Origin of the sequence: Streptomyces sp. H51 (assembly GCF_035656535.1) — a bacterium.
In the GTDB taxonomy this organism is placed as follows: domain Bacteria; phylum Actinomycetota; class Actinomycetes; order Streptomycetales; family Streptomycetaceae; genus Streptomyces.
In genome coordinates this window covers 25,039-43,549 of sequence record NZ_JAYMHD010000067.1, presented here as the reverse complement: position 1 = coordinate 43,549, position 18,511 = coordinate 25,039, and the positions used below count along the sequence as shown (strand labels likewise).

The 18,511-nt window shown below is 73.9% G+C and carries 6 protein-coding genes; 1 reads left to right on the top strand and 5 read right to left on the bottom strand.

Going from position 1 to position 18,511, the window contains the following annotated elements:
• Positions 1 to 4: 4 nt before the first annotated feature.
• The 5 genes from VKA29_RS23600 to VKA29_RS23580 all read right to left on the bottom strand — a co-directional run bounded on the left by VKA29_RS23600 (position 5) and on the right by VKA29_RS23580 (position 17,350).
• Positions 5 to 3,337: an amino acid adenylation domain-containing protein gene (locus VKA29_RS23600; RefSeq protein ID WP_324787955.1), complete on the bottom strand. Its 3,333-nt coding sequence runs from the start codon at positions 3,335 to 3,337 to the stop codon at positions 5 to 7.
• Positions 3,334 to 6,675 carry a type I polyketide synthase gene (locus VKA29_RS23595; protein ID WP_324787954.1) on the bottom strand — a complete coding sequence of 1,114 codons (3,342 nt, stop codon included), beginning with the start codon at positions 6,673 to 6,675 and terminating at the stop codon, positions 3,334 to 3,336. Before VKA29_RS23595 ends, VKA29_RS23600 begins: the two co-directional genes overlap by 4 nt.
• Positions 6,672 to 15,347 carry an SDR family NAD(P)-dependent oxidoreductase gene (locus tag VKA29_RS23590; RefSeq protein ID WP_324787953.1) on the bottom strand — a complete coding sequence of 2,892 codons (8,676 nt, stop codon included), beginning with the start codon at positions 15,345 to 15,347 and terminating at the stop codon, positions 6,672 to 6,674. The genes VKA29_RS23595 and VKA29_RS23590 overlap by 4 nt, the downstream gene beginning before the upstream one ends.
• Positions 15,348 to 15,998: 651 nt before the next feature.
• Complete coding sequence (locus VKA29_RS23585; protein WP_324787952.1) at positions 15,999 to 16,211, bottom strand: MbtH family protein; 213 nt, start codon at positions 16,209 to 16,211, stop codon at positions 15,999 to 16,001.
• Between the two features lie 95 nt (positions 16,212 to 16,306).
• Positions 16,307 to 17,350: a ParB/RepB/Spo0J family partition protein gene (locus tag VKA29_RS23580; protein WP_324787951.1), complete on the bottom strand. Its 1,044-nt coding sequence runs from the start codon at positions 17,348 to 17,350 to the stop codon at positions 16,307 to 16,309.
• 935 nt (positions 17,351 to 18,285) lie between these two features.
• Between VKA29_RS23580 and VKA29_RS23575 the strand changes: the two genes are divergently transcribed.
• Positions 18,286 to 18,498, top strand: coding sequence for a ferredoxin (locus tag VKA29_RS23575; protein ID WP_324787950.1), 213 nt, complete (start codon positions 18,286 to 18,288; stop codon positions 18,496 to 18,498).
• Positions 18,499 to 18,511 lie beyond the last annotated feature (13 nt).

The following is an 18,511-nucleotide window of genomic DNA, read 5'->3' as shown; positions in this document are numbered from 1 at the left end:
GTGATCACCTGTCCTCGCGGGGAAGAGCCCGGCGTCCGGCCGCTTGTTGCCGCCGTTTGCGGGACTGACGACGGTTCTCGGCGCGCTGTCGGGCGCCGTCGGGGGAGTCCGCCTCGGCGGTTCGTCCCCTGCCGAGGTACTCGGCCAGCGACCCCACCGTGGGGTGCTGGAACAACTCGACCATGGTCAGCTCGTGGCCGAGCGAGGCGGCGAGGACGGTCCGGAACTCGGCCATGAGCAGCGAGTGCCCGCCGAGGTCGAAGAAGCTGTCGCGGGTGCCGACGCGCTCCACGCCCAGCAGGTCACGCCAGATCCCGGCGAGGGCGTGTTCCGTCTCGTCGCCCGGCGCGACGAACCCGGACTCCGGTCCGGGCCGGTCGGTCCGGGGCGGCGGGAGGGCCTTGCGGTCGGTCTTGCCGCTGGGGGTCAGCGGCAGCCGCTCCAGGACGGTGAAGGAGGCCGGCACCATGTACTCCGGCAGCCGCAGCCGCAGATGGGCGGCCAGTTCCCCGGCCGCCGGCACGGTGTCGCCCGCGCAGGTCACGTACGCCGCGAGCCGGACGTCGCCGGGGGCGTGCTCCCGGGCGACGACCACGGCCTCCCGGACCGTCCCGTGTGCCGTCAGCACCGCTTCGATCTCGCCCAGCTCGATGCGCAGCCCGCGCAGCTTGATCTGGTGGTCCAGGCGGCCGACGAACTCCAGGGCGCCGTCGCTCCGGTACCGTGCCAGGTCGCCGGTGCGGTAGAGGCGCTCGCCGGGGACGAACGGGTCGTCGATGAACCGTTCGGCGGTCAGGTCCGGGCGGTTGAGGTAGCCGCGGGCCAGACCCCGGCCGCCGATGTGGAGTTCGCCGGGCACTCCGACGGGCACCGGGCGCAGCCGGCGGTCGAGCACATGGAGCCGGGTGTTGGCGATGGGGCGGCCGATGGGGACGGGCCGCCGGTCGCCGCCGTCCGGGCGGCAGTGCCAGGAGGTGACGTCGATGGCGGCCTCGGTGGGCCCGTACAGGTTGTGCAGCTGGGCCTCGGAGCGGGCCAGGAACCGGTCGTGCAGGTCGCGGGTCAGCTCCTCGCCGCTGCAGATCACCCGGCGCAGGCTGGTGCACTTCTCCACCGGTTCGGTGAGGAAGACCTGGAGCATGGAGGGAACGAAGTGCAGGGTCGTGACGCCCTCGTCCTGGACGGTCCGGGCCAGGTAGCCGCTGTCGCGGTGGCCGCCGGGACGGGCGACGACCAGGGTGGCGCCGGTCATCAGCGGCCAGAAGAACTCCCACACCGAGACGTCGAAGGAGAACGGCGTCTTCTGCAGCACCCGGTCGGAGGCGTCCAGGCGGTAGGCGTCCTGCATCCACAGCAGCCGGTTGCGCAGGGCGGCGTGGACGTTCATCACTCCCTTGGGCCGGCCGGTCGAGCCCGAGGTGAAGATGACGTACGCCAGGTTCTCGCCGTCCACCGCCACCTGGGGGTCGTCGTCGGGTTCCGCGGCCAGTTCGGCGGCCAGGCCGTCGACGCGGAGCACCGGACACTCCAGCGGCGGCAGCCGGTCCGGCACCGAGCCGTGGGTGAGCACCAGCGGGGGGCGGGCGTCCTCGGCGATGGCCGCCAGACGTGCGGCCGGCAGGTCGGGGTCCAGCGGCGTGTACGCCCCGCCGGCCTTGAGCACCGCCAGCAGGCTGACCACCAGGTCGAGGGAGCGTTCCACGGCCACGCCGACGACGGCGTCCGGCCCGACGCCGTGGCGGCGCAGCAGGTGCGCGAGCCGGTTGGCGCGGCGGTTGAGCTCGTCGTAGGTCAGCGACTCGCCGGCGAACCGGACCGCTTCGGCGTCCGGGTGGCGGCGCGCCCGCTCCTCGAAGCACTCGTGGACCAAGCCGGCCCGGCCCCAGTCGCGTTCGGTGGCGTTCCATTCGGTGAGGACCTGGTGCCGCTCGGCGTCGTCCAGCAGCTCGAAGTCGTCCACCGGGGTGTCCGGCCGGGCGGCGGCCTGCCCGGCCAGCCGGTGGAAGCGGGCGGCCAGCCGGACGACGGTGGCCTCGTCGAACAGGTCCCGGTCGTACTCGAACCAGCCCGTGAGGGCCCCGCCGCTGTCGAACGCCTGGAGTTCCAGGTCGAAGCGGGCGCCCTCGCTGCGCACCGGCAGTCGGCTCAGGTGCGCGCCGCCCAGCGCCCGGGGCGGCACGGGCTCGCGGCCGTAGCTGAAGCTGATCTGGGCGAGCGGGGGACGGCTGAGGTCGCGGGGTGTGTTCAGTGCCGCCACGACGAGTTCGAAGGGCACGTCCTGGTGTGCGTAGGCGCCCAGACAGGCGTCGCGGACCCGGGCCAGCACGGTGCTGAACGACGGGTTGCCGCCCAGGTCGGTCCTGATCGCCAGGGTGTTGACGAAGTACCCGATCAGCGGTTCGAGTTCGGTGCGGTCCCGCTGTGCGACGGGCACGCCGACGACGATGTCGTGCCGGCCGCTGTGGCGGTGCAGCAGGATCTGCAGGACGGCGAGCAGCGCCATGTACGGGGTCGCGCCGTGCCGGCCGGCCAGCGCGCCCAGCTCGCGCATCAGCGGCGCGGGCAGCTCGACGGGGACGGAGCCGCCGTTGAAGCCCTGCACGGCCGGGCGGGGCCTGTCGGTGGGCAGGTCGAGCGCCGAGGGGACGCCGTCGAGGTGCTTGCGCCAGTACTTCAGGTCCTCGTCCCAGGCGCCCTCGGACAGCTGCCGGTGCTGCCAGTCGGAGAAGTCGCCGTACTGGATCTCCAGTTCGGGCAGCGAAGAAGGCCGGCCGGCGGCGAACGTCTCGTACAGCTCCGACAGTTCGGACAGGAACACCGCGGTGGACCAGCGGTCGGAGACCAGATGGTGCATGGCGGTCACGAGCACCGACTCGTCGGCGCCGGTGCGCAGAAGGCTCACCCGCAGCAGCGGTCCGGTGGTGATGTCGAACGGCACGGCGAGTTCCGCGTCGATGCGGCGCTGTCGCTCGGCGGCGGTGAAACCCTCGCCCCGCAGGTCGGTCTCGGGGATGTCCACGGTCAGGTCGGGGTGCACGACCTGGACCGGGACGCCGTCCTCGACCCGGAAGGTGGTGCGCAGTGCCTCGTGGCGCCGCACGATCTCGGCGACCGCGGCGCGCAGCACGTCCGCGTCCAGCGGCCCGACGATCCGGGCGGCGCCGGGCACGATGTAGCCGGGGTTGCGCGGCCGGAGCTGTTCGAGGAACCAGGTCCCGCGTTGCAGCACGGACAGCGGGAAGGTGTCCTCGGCCTTCCGCTCGGCCATCAGCGCGTCGAAACGGGCCCGTTGCTCCGGTGACAGGGCGGCCAGCCGCATTTCGAGGTCGTCGTTCACGGCTGGTCCCCTCCCTTCGTGGCCGGCCGTTCCTCGCCGGTCACGGGGTCGCCCAGGCCCGCCAGCACCTCGGCGGCGCTGTCGTCGGTGCGGCGCCGCCGGCGGCGGATGGGCGCGGATCGCGCACCTGTGCCGGCCCGGGCGGACGCGCCGTCCTGGGCGGGCGCGCCGTCCTGGGCCGACGGGGTGTCGCCGCCGACGGTGAGCTGGACGATGACGCGTTCCGCCACGGAGCGCAGGGTGGACCCGCCGAGGAAGTCGGACACCTGCAGGGTGACGTGGAGCCGGCTCTGGATGTCGTTGCGCAGCTCCACGGCCATCAGCGAGTCCAGGCCGAGGTGGGTCAGCGGCTCGTCCAGGTCCACGGAGGCCGACACCGAGCCGAGCACGCCCCGGACGACCTGCACGAATCCCTCGGTGAGCGTCGCGAGCCGGTCCTGGCCGGGCAGCTCCAGCAGCTCCTCGGCGGTGGGGATCGGGCTCTGCCGGCGCCTGCCGCGACGCCGGACCGGGGGCGCGTCCTCCTGGCGCCGCTCGGTGGGGGCGGTCTCCTCCTCGTTGCCGTCGGCGTCGGCGGGGGAGGGGGAGGCATCGTGCCACGGCCGGGGCGGCTGCCAGCACTCGGTGGGGTCGAAGGGATAGGTGGGCAGGGCCGTCCTGGTGCGCGTGTAGTCCCGGTCGAAACCGGCCCAGTCGATCGCTGCGCCGCTCGTGTACAGGGCCGCGACGGTCGGCAGCAGGACCTCCCAGTCGTCGGTCTTCGGACGCAGGCTGGGCAGCAGGAGGTCGTCATGGTCGGGCGGCAGCGCGGCGCTGACCAGTCCGAGCAGCGTGGGGGCGGGGCCGACTTCCAGGAAGGCCCGGTACCCCAGGTCGTGCAGGGTCCGCACGCCGTCGGAGAACCGCACGGTCTGCCGGACGTGCCGACACCAGTGGTCGGCGTCGGGCGCCCGGTCCCAGGGCCACAGCTCCCCGGTCACATTGGAGACCAGCGGGACGGCCGGGGCCCTGAAGGCGATCTTCCGCGCGGCCTCGCGCAGCGGGTCGAGCACCGGGTCCATGAGCGGTGAGTGGCCCGCCGAGGCGATGTGCAGCACCTTGGTGGTGACACCGCGGGCGGCGAACTCGGCGCACACCTCCTCCACCAGTCCCCGCTCCCCGGAGATGGTGGTGTTGGCCGGGCCGTTCACGGCGGCGATGGAGATCCGGTCGAGGTCGTCGGCGATCCGGGCGGCCACCTCGGCCTCGGGGGCGAGCACCGCGGCCATGGTGCCGGGCTTGGAGAACTCCTGGATGATGCGGGCCCGGTCCACGGTGAACGCCAGGCCGTCCTCCAGCGACATCGCGCCCGCCACACAGGCGGCCACGCACTCCCCGAAGCTGTGGCCGAGGACCGCGGCCGGTTCCACGCCCCAGGACCGCCACAGCTGCGCCATCGCGTACTCCACGGCGAAGGTGGCGGGCTGGGCGTACGCGGTGTCGTTGACCCGGCCGTCCTCGGGGTCGGCCGGGAACAGCACGGACAGCAGCGGCTGGTCCAGCAGCGGCTGGAGGATCTCGGCACAGGTGTCGACGGCCCGGCGGAAGGTGGGCTGGGTCCGGTACAGGCCGGCCGCCATGCCCGGACGCTGGGCACCCTGGCCGGTGAAGAGGAAGGCGACCTCGGTGTTCCCGGCCTCGTCGTGGGCGAGTCCCGGGTCGGCGGCGCCGTCTAGGAACGCGTCCAGCCGGGCGGCGACCTCCTCACGGGTGGCGCCCACGGCCGCGAGCCGGTGCCGGAAGTGCGAGCGGCCGGTGGCGGCGGTGTGGCACAGGTCGGCCAGCAGGGCGTCGTCCGCCGCGCGCAGCCGGTCCCGGTAGCGGCGCGCGAGGCCGGCCAGGGCGGTCTCGCTCCTGGCCGACAGCGCGAGGACCGACGCGGGGCGGCGCTCGTCGCGGGTGGGGGCGGGCGCCGGCCGGGCCTGTTCGAGGATCAGGTGCGCGTTGGTGCCGCTGAGTCCGAAGCTGCTCACCGCCGCGAAGCGCGGTCCGTCCGAGTCGGGCCAGGGCGTGACCCGGGTGGGCACCCGGAAGGTCGTGCCCTCGAAGGAGATGTTCGAGTTCAGCCGGGTGAAGTGCAGGTTGGGCGGGATCTCGCCGTGGGCCAGGCACAGCGCGGCCTTGATGAGCCCGGCGGCGCCGGCCGCGGCCTCCAGATGGCCGAAGTTGGTCTTGACGGCGCCGAGATGGACGGGGCTGCCCTCGGGCCGCCCGTAGACGTCGGCGAGCGATTCGGCCTCGATCGGGTCGCCGAGCCGGGTGCCGGTGCCGTGCGTCTCGATGTAGGCGACCTGGTGCGGCTCGACGCCGCCGGCGGCGAGGGCGGCCCGGTACACCTCGCGCTGGGCCGCTCCGTTGGGGGCGGTGATGCCGGAGCTGCGGCCGTCCTGGTTGACCGCGCCCCCGCGGACCAGGGCCAGCACCCGGTCGCCGTCGCGCACCGCGTCGGAGAGCCGTTTGAGGACGACGACACCGCACCCCTCACCGCGCACATAGCCGTCCGCGTCGTCGGAGAAGGTCATCGCGCGCCCCTTCCGGGACACCGACCCGAACTGCGACTGCGAGAGGAGCAGCACCGGGGACAGCACCACGTTGACGCCGCCGGCCAGCGCCAGGTCGCTCTCCCCGCTGCGCAGGCTCTGGCACGCCTGGTGCACCGCGACCAGGGACGAGGAACAGGCGGTGTCGACGGCGAGGTTGGGGCCCCGCAGGTCCAGGAGGTAGGCGATGCGGCCGGGTATGAAGCTGAGCGCGGCGCCCGAACTGGTGTAGGCGCTGACGTCCTCGGCACGGCGGACGTGGGCGGTGATGTAGTCCGAGGTGGCCACGCCCATGAACACGCCGGTGCGGCTGCCGGCCAGGCCGGAGGGTGCCTGACCGGCGTTCTCCAACGCCTCCCAGGCCACTTCCAGCGTCAGCCGCTGGTGGGGGTCCATGGCCAGTGCCTCGCGCCGGGAGATGCCGAAGAAGTCGTGGTCGAACCGGTCGATGCGGTCCAGGAATCCGCCGGAACGGGTGTTGATCACGCCCGGCCCGCCGCGCTCCTCGTGGTAGAAGGCCTCGTTGTCCCAGCGGTCCGCCGGGATGTCCCGGACGGCGTCGACGCCGCTGGTGAGCAACTGCCAGTAGGTGTCGGTGTCGGTCACTCCGCCGGGGAAGCGGCAGCCGACACCCACGATGGCGATCGGTTCGCTCCTGGAGCGTTCGTACTCCTCGATCCGGCGCTGCAGCCGCTCCATGGTGAGATAGGCGCGCTTGAGGGTGTCGGCCGAAACGCCGCCCTGTCCTGGTCCGGTCATCGCTGGGCCCCTTCGTCGATCTGGTTCGTCCTGGCCAGCAGCAGGGCTTCGAGTTCGGCGGCCGACATCGTGTCGAGGTCGGGCGGCCCGTCGTCGCCGACGGCCGCCGGGGCGGCGGGTGCGGGCGGGTGCTGCTCCCGCGGTCCGGGTGCGGCCGGGGCCGCCTCCAGGTCGATCTCCATGCGCTCGGCCAGGAAGGGCACCAGCCGGTCGAGGGACGGGAACCGCCAGGTGACGGTGGAGGGCAGCGACACGCCGAGAGAGGTTTCGAGGCCCGTACGCAGCTCCAGGGAGAGCAGCGAGTCGAAGCCCAGCGCGGTGAACGGGGCGCTGGTGTCGATCGCGGCCGGCTCGGCACCCACCACGCGGGCCGCCAGGGCACGGCAGTGCTCCAGCAGCACCGCCCTGCGGCGGCGCCCCGGTTCCACCGCGAGCATCCGGCGCCGTACCTCGTCCGGTCCCTGCGGGCCGGCCGCGGCCCCGGGGCCGTCGATCAGGGTGCGCAGCATGCCCCCGCCGATGCGGCCGGCCCGCTTGTCGCGGTTCAGCGGCAGGACGCAGACCTGGGTCGCGGAGCCGCGCAGCAGCAGGTCGAGGGTGGCGATGCCCTGTCCGGGGTCGATGCTCCCGACACCGCGGGCGGACAGGGCGCCGCCGCGGTCGGGCCGGGCGGCCAGGCCGATCTCCGCCCAGGGGCCCCAGTCGATGCTGAGCGCGGGCAGGCCGCGGGACCTGCGGTGGTGGGCGAGGGCGTCGACGAAGGCGCTCGCGGCGGCGTAGTTGCCCTGGCCGGGCGAGCCGAGCACCGCGGCGGCGGAGGAGTACAGGACGAAGAAGTCCAGGTCGCGTTCGGCGGTGGCGCGGTGCAGATGCCAGGCGGCGACGGACTTCGGGCCGGCGACGGCGCGGAACCGGTCCCCGTCGAGTCCGGTGAGCAGCCCGTCGTCCAGGACGCCGGCGGCGTGCACGACACCGGCGAGCGGCGGCATCGTGGCGTCGATCCGGGCCAGGACGTCCTCGACGGCGTCGCGCCGGGACAGGTCGGCGCGGACGGTGTCCACCTGCGCCGAGGAGCGCAGCCCGGCCAGGGCCTGTTCGGCCTCGGGCGAGGGGGCGCTGCGGCCGGCCAGCACCAGGTGCCGGGCACCCTGCGCGACCAGATAGCGGGCGGTCTCCAGGCCGAGGGCGCCCAGACCGCCGGTGATCAGGTAGGTCGCGTCGGGCCGCACGGGGGCCTGTTCCGGGCCCGTGGTGACCGGTTCGCGCGCGGCGGGCCGGAGCACGAGCTTGCCGATGTGCCGGGCCCTGGCCATCGTCGCGAAGACGGACGCGGCTTCGGCGTACGGGTGGACGGTCACCGGCAGCGCGGTGAACTCCCCCCGCTCGAAGCCCCGGCCGATGTCCTGGAGGAGTTCGGCGATGAGGCCGTCCTCCTCGTGGACGGTGCGCTCCAGGTCGACGGCGAAGAACGCCCGGTTGTCCTTGAACAGGCCCAGGCCGATGTGGCTGTCGTCGTGGATGTCCCGTTTGCCGAGTTCCACGAACCGTCCACCGGGTGCCAGCAACCGCATGCTGCGGACCAGAGCCTCACCCGTGGTCGAGTTGAGCACCACGTCGACGCCGCGTCCGTCGGTGGTCCGCAGCACCTCGTCGGCGAAGGCCAGGGAGCGGGAGTCCATCACGTGCTCGACGCCGAGCATGCGCAGCAGGTCCCGTTTCTCCTCGGTGCCGGCGGTGGCGAGGACCAGGGCCCCGTTGCGCCGGGCGACCTGCAGCGCGGCGAGGCCGACTCCGCCGGTCGCGGAGTGGACGAGCACCTTCTCGCCCTTGCGGACGCGGGCCAGCCGCTCCAGGGCGTGGACCGCGGTGAGGAACGCGATGGGCACGCCGGCGGCCTGTTCGGGGCTCAGGCCCGGCGGCAGCGGGGCGACCAGGCCGCTGCCGACGGTGGTGAAGGCCGCCATGCCGTTCGCTCCGACCGCCAGCACCGGGTCGCCGACCCGGAACCGGGTCACTCCCTGGCCCACGGCGCTGATCCGGCCCGCGCACTCGGCGCCCAGCGGCACGATCCCCTCGGCGCCCGGGTAGGCGTTCATCGCCTTGAGCACGTCGCTGAAGTTGACGCCGGCCGCGGCCACCTCGATCTCCACCTGGCCCGGGCCGGGCGGGACGCGGTGCCACACGGTGGACCGAAGACTGGTCAGCAGGCCCGGACGCGCGGCCAGGAGGCGGTGGTTGCCGTCGCGGGCGGGGTCGAAGGGCCAGCGGCGCACCGGCTGCCCGCCGGTGCCGCCGTCCGTCCAGGGCCGCAGCGCCGGGGTGCGGCGCCCCGCGGCGCGCAGGGCGACCTGGTCGTCGTCACCGGGGCGCAGCATCTCGTCCACGATCCGGTCGGCCTCACCGTGCGGGCGGGCCGGGTCGAGGTCGACGATCAGAGGCCGCAGTTCGCCGTGCTCCAGCCCGACGACCCGGGCCAGACCCCACAGCGGCGACTGGGCGACGGCCGGCCGGTCGCCGTCGGCGGCCTGCTGGGCACCCCGGGTCAGCAGCACCAGGCGGGGCGCCGGCTCCGGCTGGGCGGCGGCGAGTTCCTGGACCAGGCGGAGCACGGGGACGCAGGCGGCGTCGTGCACGGAGAGGAGATCCTCGGGGGTGGCGTCCTCGGCGAGGCCGAGGTCCAGGGCCCGGGCGTCCACGATGCCGTCCGGGACGGGCCCGTCCAGGCCGGACAGCAGGGCGGCGAGGCCGTCCGGGCGCTCGGGGTCGATCTCGTGGCGGCCGGGTCCCGTCCCGCGGTCCGCGGGCCCGGCGGTGACGGTCACACAGATGCCCCCGCGGGCGGTGAGAGCGGCCTCGATGTCCCCGGCGACGCCGCCGCGGTCGGCGAACAGCAGCCACCGTCCCGGCCGGGGCGCGGTGACCGGCTCCGTGCCGGCCTCTTCCCAGTCGATCCGGTACAGGTCCCGGGCCGCCGGACCCCCGGCGTCGGTACGGTTCACCCGGCGCAGGGCGACCCCGGTCAGCTCGCCGACGACGTCGCCCGAGTCGTCGTACAGCACCACCGCGGCGTCGGTGATCTCGTCGGCGTCCGGCTGCGGCGCGGCGACCGACGCGTGCGCCCAGCGGGGCGCGGCACGGCCGGTGAAGAGGGTGAAGCCGTCCACCCGCACCGGCAGGTACGTGGCGTCCGGGGACGGCCCGTGGGCGCCGCCGAGGGCCGCGCCCAGTGCCTGCAGGGCGCTGTCCAGGACGGCCGGGTGGACCAGGTGGGCGCCGCGGTCGTCGGTCAGCTCCGCCCGGTCGCGCAGTCGGGCGAGAGCCTCGCCGGAGCCCCGCCACAGTTCGCCGACTCCCTGGAACGCCGGGCCGTACGACAGTCCGGAGCGGTGCATGGCGGCGTAGTGGTCACCGGCCCCGACGGCGTCCGTGCAGCGGGCGCGCAGCTCGGCCAGCGGGTCGGCGCCGGACCGGGTGGCGGCGCGGCGGTAGGAGCCGTGAGCCGCCTCCGCCCACTCGTCGTCCTCACCGCCGCGGGTGAACAGGCGCAGCGAGCCGGTCTCGGCGGTCTCGGGAAGCAGGACCAGTTGCACGGTGTCCCGGGTGCAGCGGTCCGGCACCGAGGTCAGCCGGGTCAGGTGCAGGTCGGTGACGGCCGCGGCCGGGCCGAGCCGGGTACGGGCGGCGGCGAGTACGGCGTCCAGCACCAGGCTCGCCGGCAGCACGGCGCCCCCGGCGACCTGGTGGTCCTTCAGGTAGCCGAAGCCCTCCAGGTCCACGGGCGCGGACCAGTGGTCGGCGTGCGGTGCGACCGCGGAGCGCACATGGGAGCGCAGCACGGGATGGCCGTCCCTTGCGGTGCGGCGTACGGCGGTGCCGTCCGCGAACCAGCAGCGGGTGCGCTGCCAGGGGTAGGTCGGCAGGGCGACGACGGGACCGGGCGGTTCGTACACGCGGGTCCAGTCCACCTGGAATCCGGCGCTGTAGAGCCGGCCGAGGGCGGCCAGCACGGCGGACCGGCCCGGCTCGTCACGGCGCAGCGAGGACACGGCGAGCGTCTCGTCGTACGCGGAGAGCCGCTCGGTCAGCGCGTCGGTGAGCATCGGGTGCGGCGAGAGCTCCAGGAACACGTCGTGCCCGGCCTCGGCGAGTGCGGTGACGGCGCGGTCGAACAGCACCGGCCGGGTGAGGTTGGCGGCCCAGTACTCCGCGTCGAGCGCATCGCCCGGGACCGGCTCGCCGGTGACCGTGGAGAGCATCGGGACGGCGGACGCACGCGGCGTCAGCCCGGCCAGCAGCCGCCACAGCTCGCCCGCGACGGGCTCCATCAACGGGCAGTGCGAGGCGAACTCGACGGATTCCAGGACCCGGCAGTAGACGCCTTCGGCCTCCAGGGCGCCGGCCAGCTCCGTGAGGGCCGCCGCCTCGCCGGACAGCACGGTGGAACCGGGGCTGTTGGCCGCCGCCACCCACACCGGTCCGGGCCTGCGCCCGGCGAGCAGCCGCTCCGCCTCGTCCGGCGGGACACCGACCACGGCCATACGGCCCTTGCCGGCGGCGGCGCGCAGCACGGTGCCGCGGTGCAACGCGACGACGAGGGCGTCCTCCAGGGACAACGCGCCCGCGACATGGGCCGCGGCGATCTCGCCGACGCTGTGCCCGACCACGGCGGCCGGTTCCACGCCCCAGGACCGCCACAGCGCGGCCAGGGCGGTCTGGACGGCGACCAGCGCGGGCTGGCCTACCGCGGTGTCCAGCAGCCGGGACCGGTCCGGATCGGCGGTGAGCTCCTCGAGGAGTGACCAGTCGGTGTGCCGGCGCAGCAGCGCGTCGGCGCGCTCGACGGCGGCGTGGAACACGGGCTCGCCGGTGAGCAGGTCCGCGGCGACCGGCCACCAGCGGGGGCCTTGACCGGAGAAGACGAACACCGGCCGGTGCCGACGGCCCACGCGCCGGATGCCGGAGGTGAGCCCGGGGGTCTGCTCGCCGCGGGCGAAGGCGGCCAGCCCGGCGCGCAGTTCGTCCAGGGTGGTGGCCGTGCAGGCCAGCCGGTGCTCGTGGTGGGTGCGGCGCAGGGCGGCCGCCGAGGCGAGGACCCCGGGGCTGAGGCCGGGGCCGGCGGTGCTCAGCAGGGACTCGTGGCGTGCGGCCAGATCCCGCAGCGCCTGCCCGGTGCGGGCGGACAGGGGCAGCAGCACCGCTTCGCCGGGTCCGGTCGGGGCGGTGACGGGGGCGGCGGGCGGGGCCGCTTCGAGCACCAGGTGTGCGTTGGTTCCGCCGAAGCCGAACGAGCTGACGCCCGCCAGGGCGGGGCGGCCGTCGTCGGCGGGCCACGGCAGAAGGGCGTCCGCCACCCGCAGCGGCAGCGTGTCGAAGGGGATGTGCGGGTTGGGCTGCCGGTAGTGCACCGTCGGCGGCACGGCGCGGTGGTGCAGGACCAGGGCGGTCTTGATCAGGCCGCCGATACCGGCCGCCGACTCCATGTGCCCGAGGTTGGACTTCACCGAACCGATCAGGCACGGCCGGGCCGGGTCGCGGCCCTCGCCGAGCACGGCGCCGAGCGCCTTGGTCTCGATCGGGTCGCCGAGGGCGGTGCCGGTACCGTGCGCCTCGACGTAGCCGACGTCCGCCGGACGCACCCCCGCCCGGGCGTACGCGGCGCGCAGGACCGCCTCCTGCGCCTGCGGGTTGGGGGCCATGAGGCCGTTGCTGGCGCCGTCGGAGTTGATCGCGCCGCCGCGGATCACGGCGTAGATCCGGTCGCCGTCCGCGAGCGCCCGGCCGAGCGGTTTGAGGACGACGACCCCGGCGCCCTCGGACCGGACGTAACCGTCGGCGGCGGCGTCGAAGGGTTTGCACCGCCCGTCGGCGGACATCACGCCCGCCTTGCTGAAGTTGATGGCCAGCGCCGGGGACAGCACCAGGTTCACTCCGCCGGCCAGCGCCAGCTCGCAGTCGCCGCGCTCCAGACTCGCGGCGGCCTGGAGGACCGCGACCAGCGAGGAGGAGCACGCGGTGTCGACGGCGATGCTGGGGCCGTGCAGGTCCAGCAGGTACGACAGGCGGTTCGCGGCGATGCTGAGCGCGCTGCCGGTGCCGGTGTAGGCGTCGATGGCCTCCAGGTCGTGCAGCTGGCGGGTGGCGTAGTCGAAGCTGGAGACGCCGACGAAGACGCCGGTGGGCGAGCCGGCCAGCCGGTCGGTGGGCAGTCCCGCGTCCTCCAGCGCCTCGAAGGCGACCTCCGCGAGCAGCCGCTGTTGCGGGTCCATGCGGGCGGCTTCCTGACGCGCGATGCCGAAGAACCCGGGATCGAACAGGTCGACGCCGTCGAGGAAGCCGCCCCAGCGGCTGTCCGTCCGGCCGGGGGCCTTGGGGTCCTCGGCGGTGAAGTCCTCGCTCCTCCACCGCTCTTCGGGCACCTCCGTGATCGCGTCGCGTCCCTCGCGCAGCAGCTGCCAGAAGGTCTTCGGCCCGTCCGCACCGCCCGGGAAACGGCAGCCGATGCCGATGACGGCCACGGGCTCGGCCGCCGCCGGCCGCGTGCCGGGCACCGCGGCAGGGGCCGACGGCCGGAGCCGGGCGGCGATCGCCGCACCGGTGTCGCCGGGGAGGGCGGGCGTACCGGGGGCGGCGGGGGTACCGGGTGTGCCGTCGGCGGCGGGACCGGGGGCCGCCGCGGTGGCGGTGGCCGTCTCGCCGGCCAGGTGCCTGGCGAGCTTCTCCACGGTGGGCTGTTCCCACACGACGGTGGCCGCCACCGGTCGGCCGAGGCGGCGTTCGAGATCACCGGCCAGTGTGACCATCTGCACCGACTGCAGGCCGTACGCGGCCAGCGGCACGGTCGGGTCGACGGCTTCGGGCCGGCTGCCGGTCGCCTCGGCCAGCGCTTCCCGCAGCCATTCCTCGATCTCCTGGGCCCCCGCCAGGACGGGAGCGCCGGAGGGGACGCCACCGTCGGGCAGGCCGGGCACGGCGCCGTCCCGGTCGTGGCGCCAGACGGCCACCGCCTTGAGGCTGTCGCTCATGAAGCCGTCCAGGCAGGCGGCGCGCTGAAGCTTGCCGCTGGTGGTCTTCGGCACCGTGCCGGGCCGTACGAGGGCGACGGCGTACGCCTGCAGCCCGTGCTCCCGGGCGACCGCCTCCCGGATCGCGAGGATGACCCGCCGGTGTTCCGCGGGGTCCTTGCTGCCGCGGTACTCCTGGACGACGATCAGACGTTCCTCGCCGTCGATCTCGCGGGAACCCGCCACTCCGCAGTCCTGCCGCAGTCCGCCGTCCACCGCCTCCACGGTGCGCTCGATGTCGTGCGGGTAGTGGTTGCGGCCGGCGACGATGACGACGTCCTTGCGCCGGCCGGTGACGTACAGCTCCGGGCCGTCGGTGAAGCCGAGGTCGCCGGTGCGCAGGAAGGGGCCCTCCCCGGTGTCGGCCAGACGGGCCCGGAAGATCTCCTCGGTCTCCGGGCCCCTGCGCCAGTACCCGTGGGCGACGCTCGGCCCGGCCACCCAGATCTCGCCCACCCGGCCGTCGGGCAGGGCGGTGCGGGTCTGCGGGTCCACGATCGCCAGCCGCTGGTCGAACAGCGAGGTGCCGCAACCCGGCACTCTCAGGGAGGGTGCGCCCGGCGCGGCGTCCTCGGCCCGGCCCGCCGCGAGAGCGTCCGGCGCGAGGCCGCGCCATACGGGGTCGCCGTCCAGGCCGCCGGTGGAGACCATCAAGGTGCCCTCGGCCAGGCCGTAGGAGGGCTGGTGGGTCGTGGCCCGGAACCCGCAGCCGGAGAAGGCGGCGGTGAAGCGTTCCAGGGTCTGCAGCCGCACCGGTTCCGCACCGTTGACCGCGACCCGCCACCGGCTCAGGTCCAGGGTCTCGCGCTCCCGCGCGGTCACCTTGGCCACCGCGAGGCCGTAGGCGAAGTTGGGGGCGGCGCTGGCCGTCGCCCCGGTGTCCGACATTGCCTTCAGCCAGCGGAAGGGCCGCTTGAGGAAGGAGTACGGCGCCATGAAGGTGACGGGGAACCCCGCGTACGCGGGGGTCAGCAGGCTGAAGATCAGCCCCATGTCGTGGAAGGGCGGAAGCCAGCTGACCACGTGCTGGCGGGGGTCGTGGGAGAAGAACCGGCCGTACATGGCGTCGAGGTTGTGCAGCAGGTTGCCGTGACTGACCATCACGCCCTTGGGCCGGCTGGTGGAGCCGGAGGTGTACTGCAGGAAGGCGATGTCGTCCCGGCGGGTCCCGGGGTGCCGCCATCCGTCGGCCGCCGCGGTGTCCAGGTCGTCCACCGCGAGCCAGGCGAGGTCCCGCAGGGCCGGTGCGTGTTCCTGGAAGGAGCCGGCCAGGGCGACGGTCCTCGCCGGGGCGAGGACCACCACCGGCTCGGCGTCCTCGATGACGCCGACCAGTCGCGGCAGGGTCCGCTTGAGGAAGGCCGGGTCCGGCGGGTAGGCGGGCACGGCGATGATGCCGGCGTAGAGACAGGCGAAGAAGGACACCATGTAGTCCAGCCCGGCCGGGCACAGGATCAGCGCCCGTTCTCCCGCGCGGTGCCGCTCGCGGAGCACGGCGGCGATGGTGCGCGCCCGCAGGTCCACCTCGGCGTCGGTCAGGCAGTGCGGCTCGCCCTCACCGTCCACGAGGAACCGGAAGGTCCGGTGCTGCGGATGCTCGCCGAAGGTCACCCGGAAATGGTCGACAAGCGATTCGGAATCGCGACCCGGCATCAGACCTACCTCTCACACTGGGCGTCCATGAAATAGCCGTCGCGGGAAGCTGCAACAAATCGCCCTGCAGGTGGAATTGATCCTTGTATTCCCTGCGGAGGACGTCCGCTCCGGCCCGGCCGGACAACAGCCGGTGCGGGCGGTCGCCAAATTCAAAATCGCCGGTCTGGTGTTGTTTCAGCCACCATTCCCCCGCTCGGCAAGCCAGCATCCATGAGCACACACGCCTCGTCAAGAAACCTCAGCCGCAAGGCTGTTCGGCCGAAAGCCGAGCGTGTTCAACCGACCGTCCCGAACAGTTGAACACGCGGCGGTGACCGACCGGACCGGGCTTCCTGGACTCGTGTGCTCGCCGCGTGCAGCATGAATGGCGGGCGGGCCCCGCCTTCCGGCCGCGCGATCCCGGGACAGACATCACGGCGATCAGCCGCTCATTTCTCCCCGATCGAAGGTGACTTCCCGCATGCGGAGGACTTCCGGCATGCAGAAGATCGTCGACGTGATCCTGGCGGGTGAAACGAAATATTCCGTACGGCGGCCGCGCCCGCGGCCGGGCAGCGGGCGCGCGGGTACCGCCGCGCACCGCCGCGCACCCGGCCGGGTTCGGCGTCAGTCCCGGCCGAGCGCGGTGACCAGGGATCTGGGCCGCAGATCGGTCCAGGTTCTCCGGATGTGCTCCAGGCACTCCTGACGCTCCGCCGCCGGGTGCGCCACGCTCCACCCGGCGGGCACGGCGGCGTCGGCGGGCCAGAGCGAGTGCCGGCCCTCCGCGTCGACGAGCACGAGACAACGAGCCTGCTGATCATCGAACGGATCGGTCATCCGGGGTTCCCTTGTCGTATGTGGTGCGCGGGGGCGTTCCAGGTGTGCTGCCGCGGCCGGCGGACCGGGGCAGGGCGGAGGCCGGTGCCGACCGCTCAGGCATTGGAGGAGAGCGGCCGCACGTGCTGCTCGCCGGCTCCGCCCCGGGCGGCCGGGGCACTGCCCTCGACGTCCTCGGCGAACTGCAGCCACCGGGCGGCGCAGAACCGGGCCATCTGCGCCACGTCGGCGGCGCGGTGCGCCGGGATGGCGCCGATGAGGTCCTGTCGCTGCTCCGCGGTGAGCAGGTGGGCGCCCAGCAGTTGCAGCAGGGTGCGGCCGATCTGCGACATCCGCAGCGAGGGATCCCGGCGCATGCTGGACAGCATGTTCTTCCAGCCGAACGGCGACGGCGTCGACGCGGAGGCGTCGGACCGCTCGGGGACCTTCTCGGTGGTGTCAAGGCCGGTCGGCCGGAGCTTCGGCGTCACCGGGTCCTGCCCCAGGCGCATCCGTCTGCGCACGTCCCGTGCGGTGGCCACGGCGATGCCCGCCCTGCTCGCGATCTCCCGCAGCGAGGCGTCCGGGGTCTCGGCGATGACCCGGCTGGCGGCCAGCCGTCCGGCCGCTCCGTCGACCGGCCGTTTGCGGCCGTCCCGGCCGATACGGAGGGTGAGTTGAGGGGTGCCTCCGGCTCGGGCGCGAAGCGACCCCACCGCGCCGGGGGACAGGCCGGTGACCGCGGCTATCCGCCGGTCGGACCAGACCGGATGGCTCTCCATGATGCGCAGGGCCGCGGCCACCCGGTCCTGCCGGGACAGCGGCATCCCGTGTTCGGCGTTGAGTTTGACGGCGAGGACGAAGGCGTCCTCCGCGGTGCCCTCGACGAACCGGACCTCTATCGACTCGTCGCCGCGCAGCACGGCCGCCCGCAGCCGGTGCATGCCGTCGACGACCCGCATGGTGGGGCGGTGCACGACGATGGGCGGCAGAACGGCCTGCGACTCGGCCAGCGTCCTCGCGTGCTCCTCGATCTCTCCGGCCAGCCGTGGAGAGTCGGCCGCCGCCAAGGATCTGACGGGGATCAGATGCGGCTGCTGGGAAATGACCTGTTCGTCGACGGGCGCCTGGGACTTCTCGTCGGGCTGTGATGGGGACACGCGGCACTCCCTCCATAGCTCTGCACTGGACGAACGTTGAGCTTCTCGCCGTGAGCCGGCGAGTTCCTTTGGCGCTGGTTCAGTCCGGGCCGGTGGGCGCGGCGGCAACCCGGTTCGGTGTTGTACGGGGGCCACCGGAAACGGCGTCGGCACTCGTGACGCGCCGCGTCGAGAGGGAACGGCGGCGAACGCGCGGAATACCGGCCGGCCCCGACCTGCGTGGCCGGGTACGGCAGTGGGGTGCTGACGCGGTGACGGCCTCGGCCGTGGCGGTGCGGGCACCGCTGCCGATCGGCTCAGCGGCGGGGGAGGTGTGCCCCGTACCAGGTGCGACGGGCGGCGGAGGCGCCGGTGGCGGACACCGGCATCAGGGTCGTCCGGCTGTCCCGGCGCTTGGTGTATCGTGCGGATCGTCCGCTCTTTCGCATGAAGTCCTCCCCGAGCCGCCGTCATCCACAGAAGAATTGACGGCTCAATATCGGGGGCGCCCGATGCGGGTGTCAACAGTGCGGATTCCCTCTCAGCGCCGTCGCTCTACGCGCGTTCCACTCGTGCGGTGCCCACGTCCGTACCGTCGCCTGCACAGGTTGTCGGTCGGCCACCCGCAAATGGCTTGTCGGCCGGCCACCCGCAAATGGCCGGATCGTGCCGTCCGGCCCGTCGGCGCGCCGTCCGTCCCACCACGCTTCGGCCCGCGGAGCCCCGCGCGGACGCGGCAGAGCAGTTCTTGACCGAGTCGGCCTGATTCTTGGAAGGTTGGGTCGATGCGCAGGAAACGAATCCAGTCATAATCGAGGAAATTGAGTGTGAAAGGATTCTGCGCATTCCTCCGGATCCGCGCCCCCACGTATTTTCCCCGCGCCAACGGCCGGAACCGCCGTCTTGACCGCGGTCGCCCGGTCACCACCTCTTGACGAACGGGAACGAGGACGAGCATGCGCATCGAGGCCGACCCCGAGACGTGTGTCGGTTCGGGCATGTGTGCCCTGACGGCACCCGACCTGTTCGACCAGTCCGACCGGGACGGCACGGTGGTCGTGCTGCGGTCCGACCCGCCGGCCGAGCGGGCCGAGGCCGTCCGGGGTGCCGTGGGGCGTTGTCCCTCCCGTGCCCTGAAGCTGCTGGACGCCCCGGCCGGGGCCGACTGACCGCACCGCCGGT

Bases quoted from the DNA above. Each gene is read 5' to 3' on its own strand.
- VKA29_RS23595 (WP_324787954.1), bottom strand. From the start codon at position 6,675: ATGACCGGACCAGGACAGGGCGGCGTTTCGGCCGACACCCTCAAGCGC.
- VKA29_RS23585 (WP_324787952.1), bottom strand. From the start codon at position 16,211: ATGACCGATCCGTTCGATGATCAGCAGGCTCGTTGTCTCGTGCTCGTC.
- VKA29_RS23575 (WP_324787950.1), top strand. From the start codon at position 18,286: ATGCGCATCGAGGCCGACCCCGAGACGTGTGTCGGTTCGGGCATGTGT.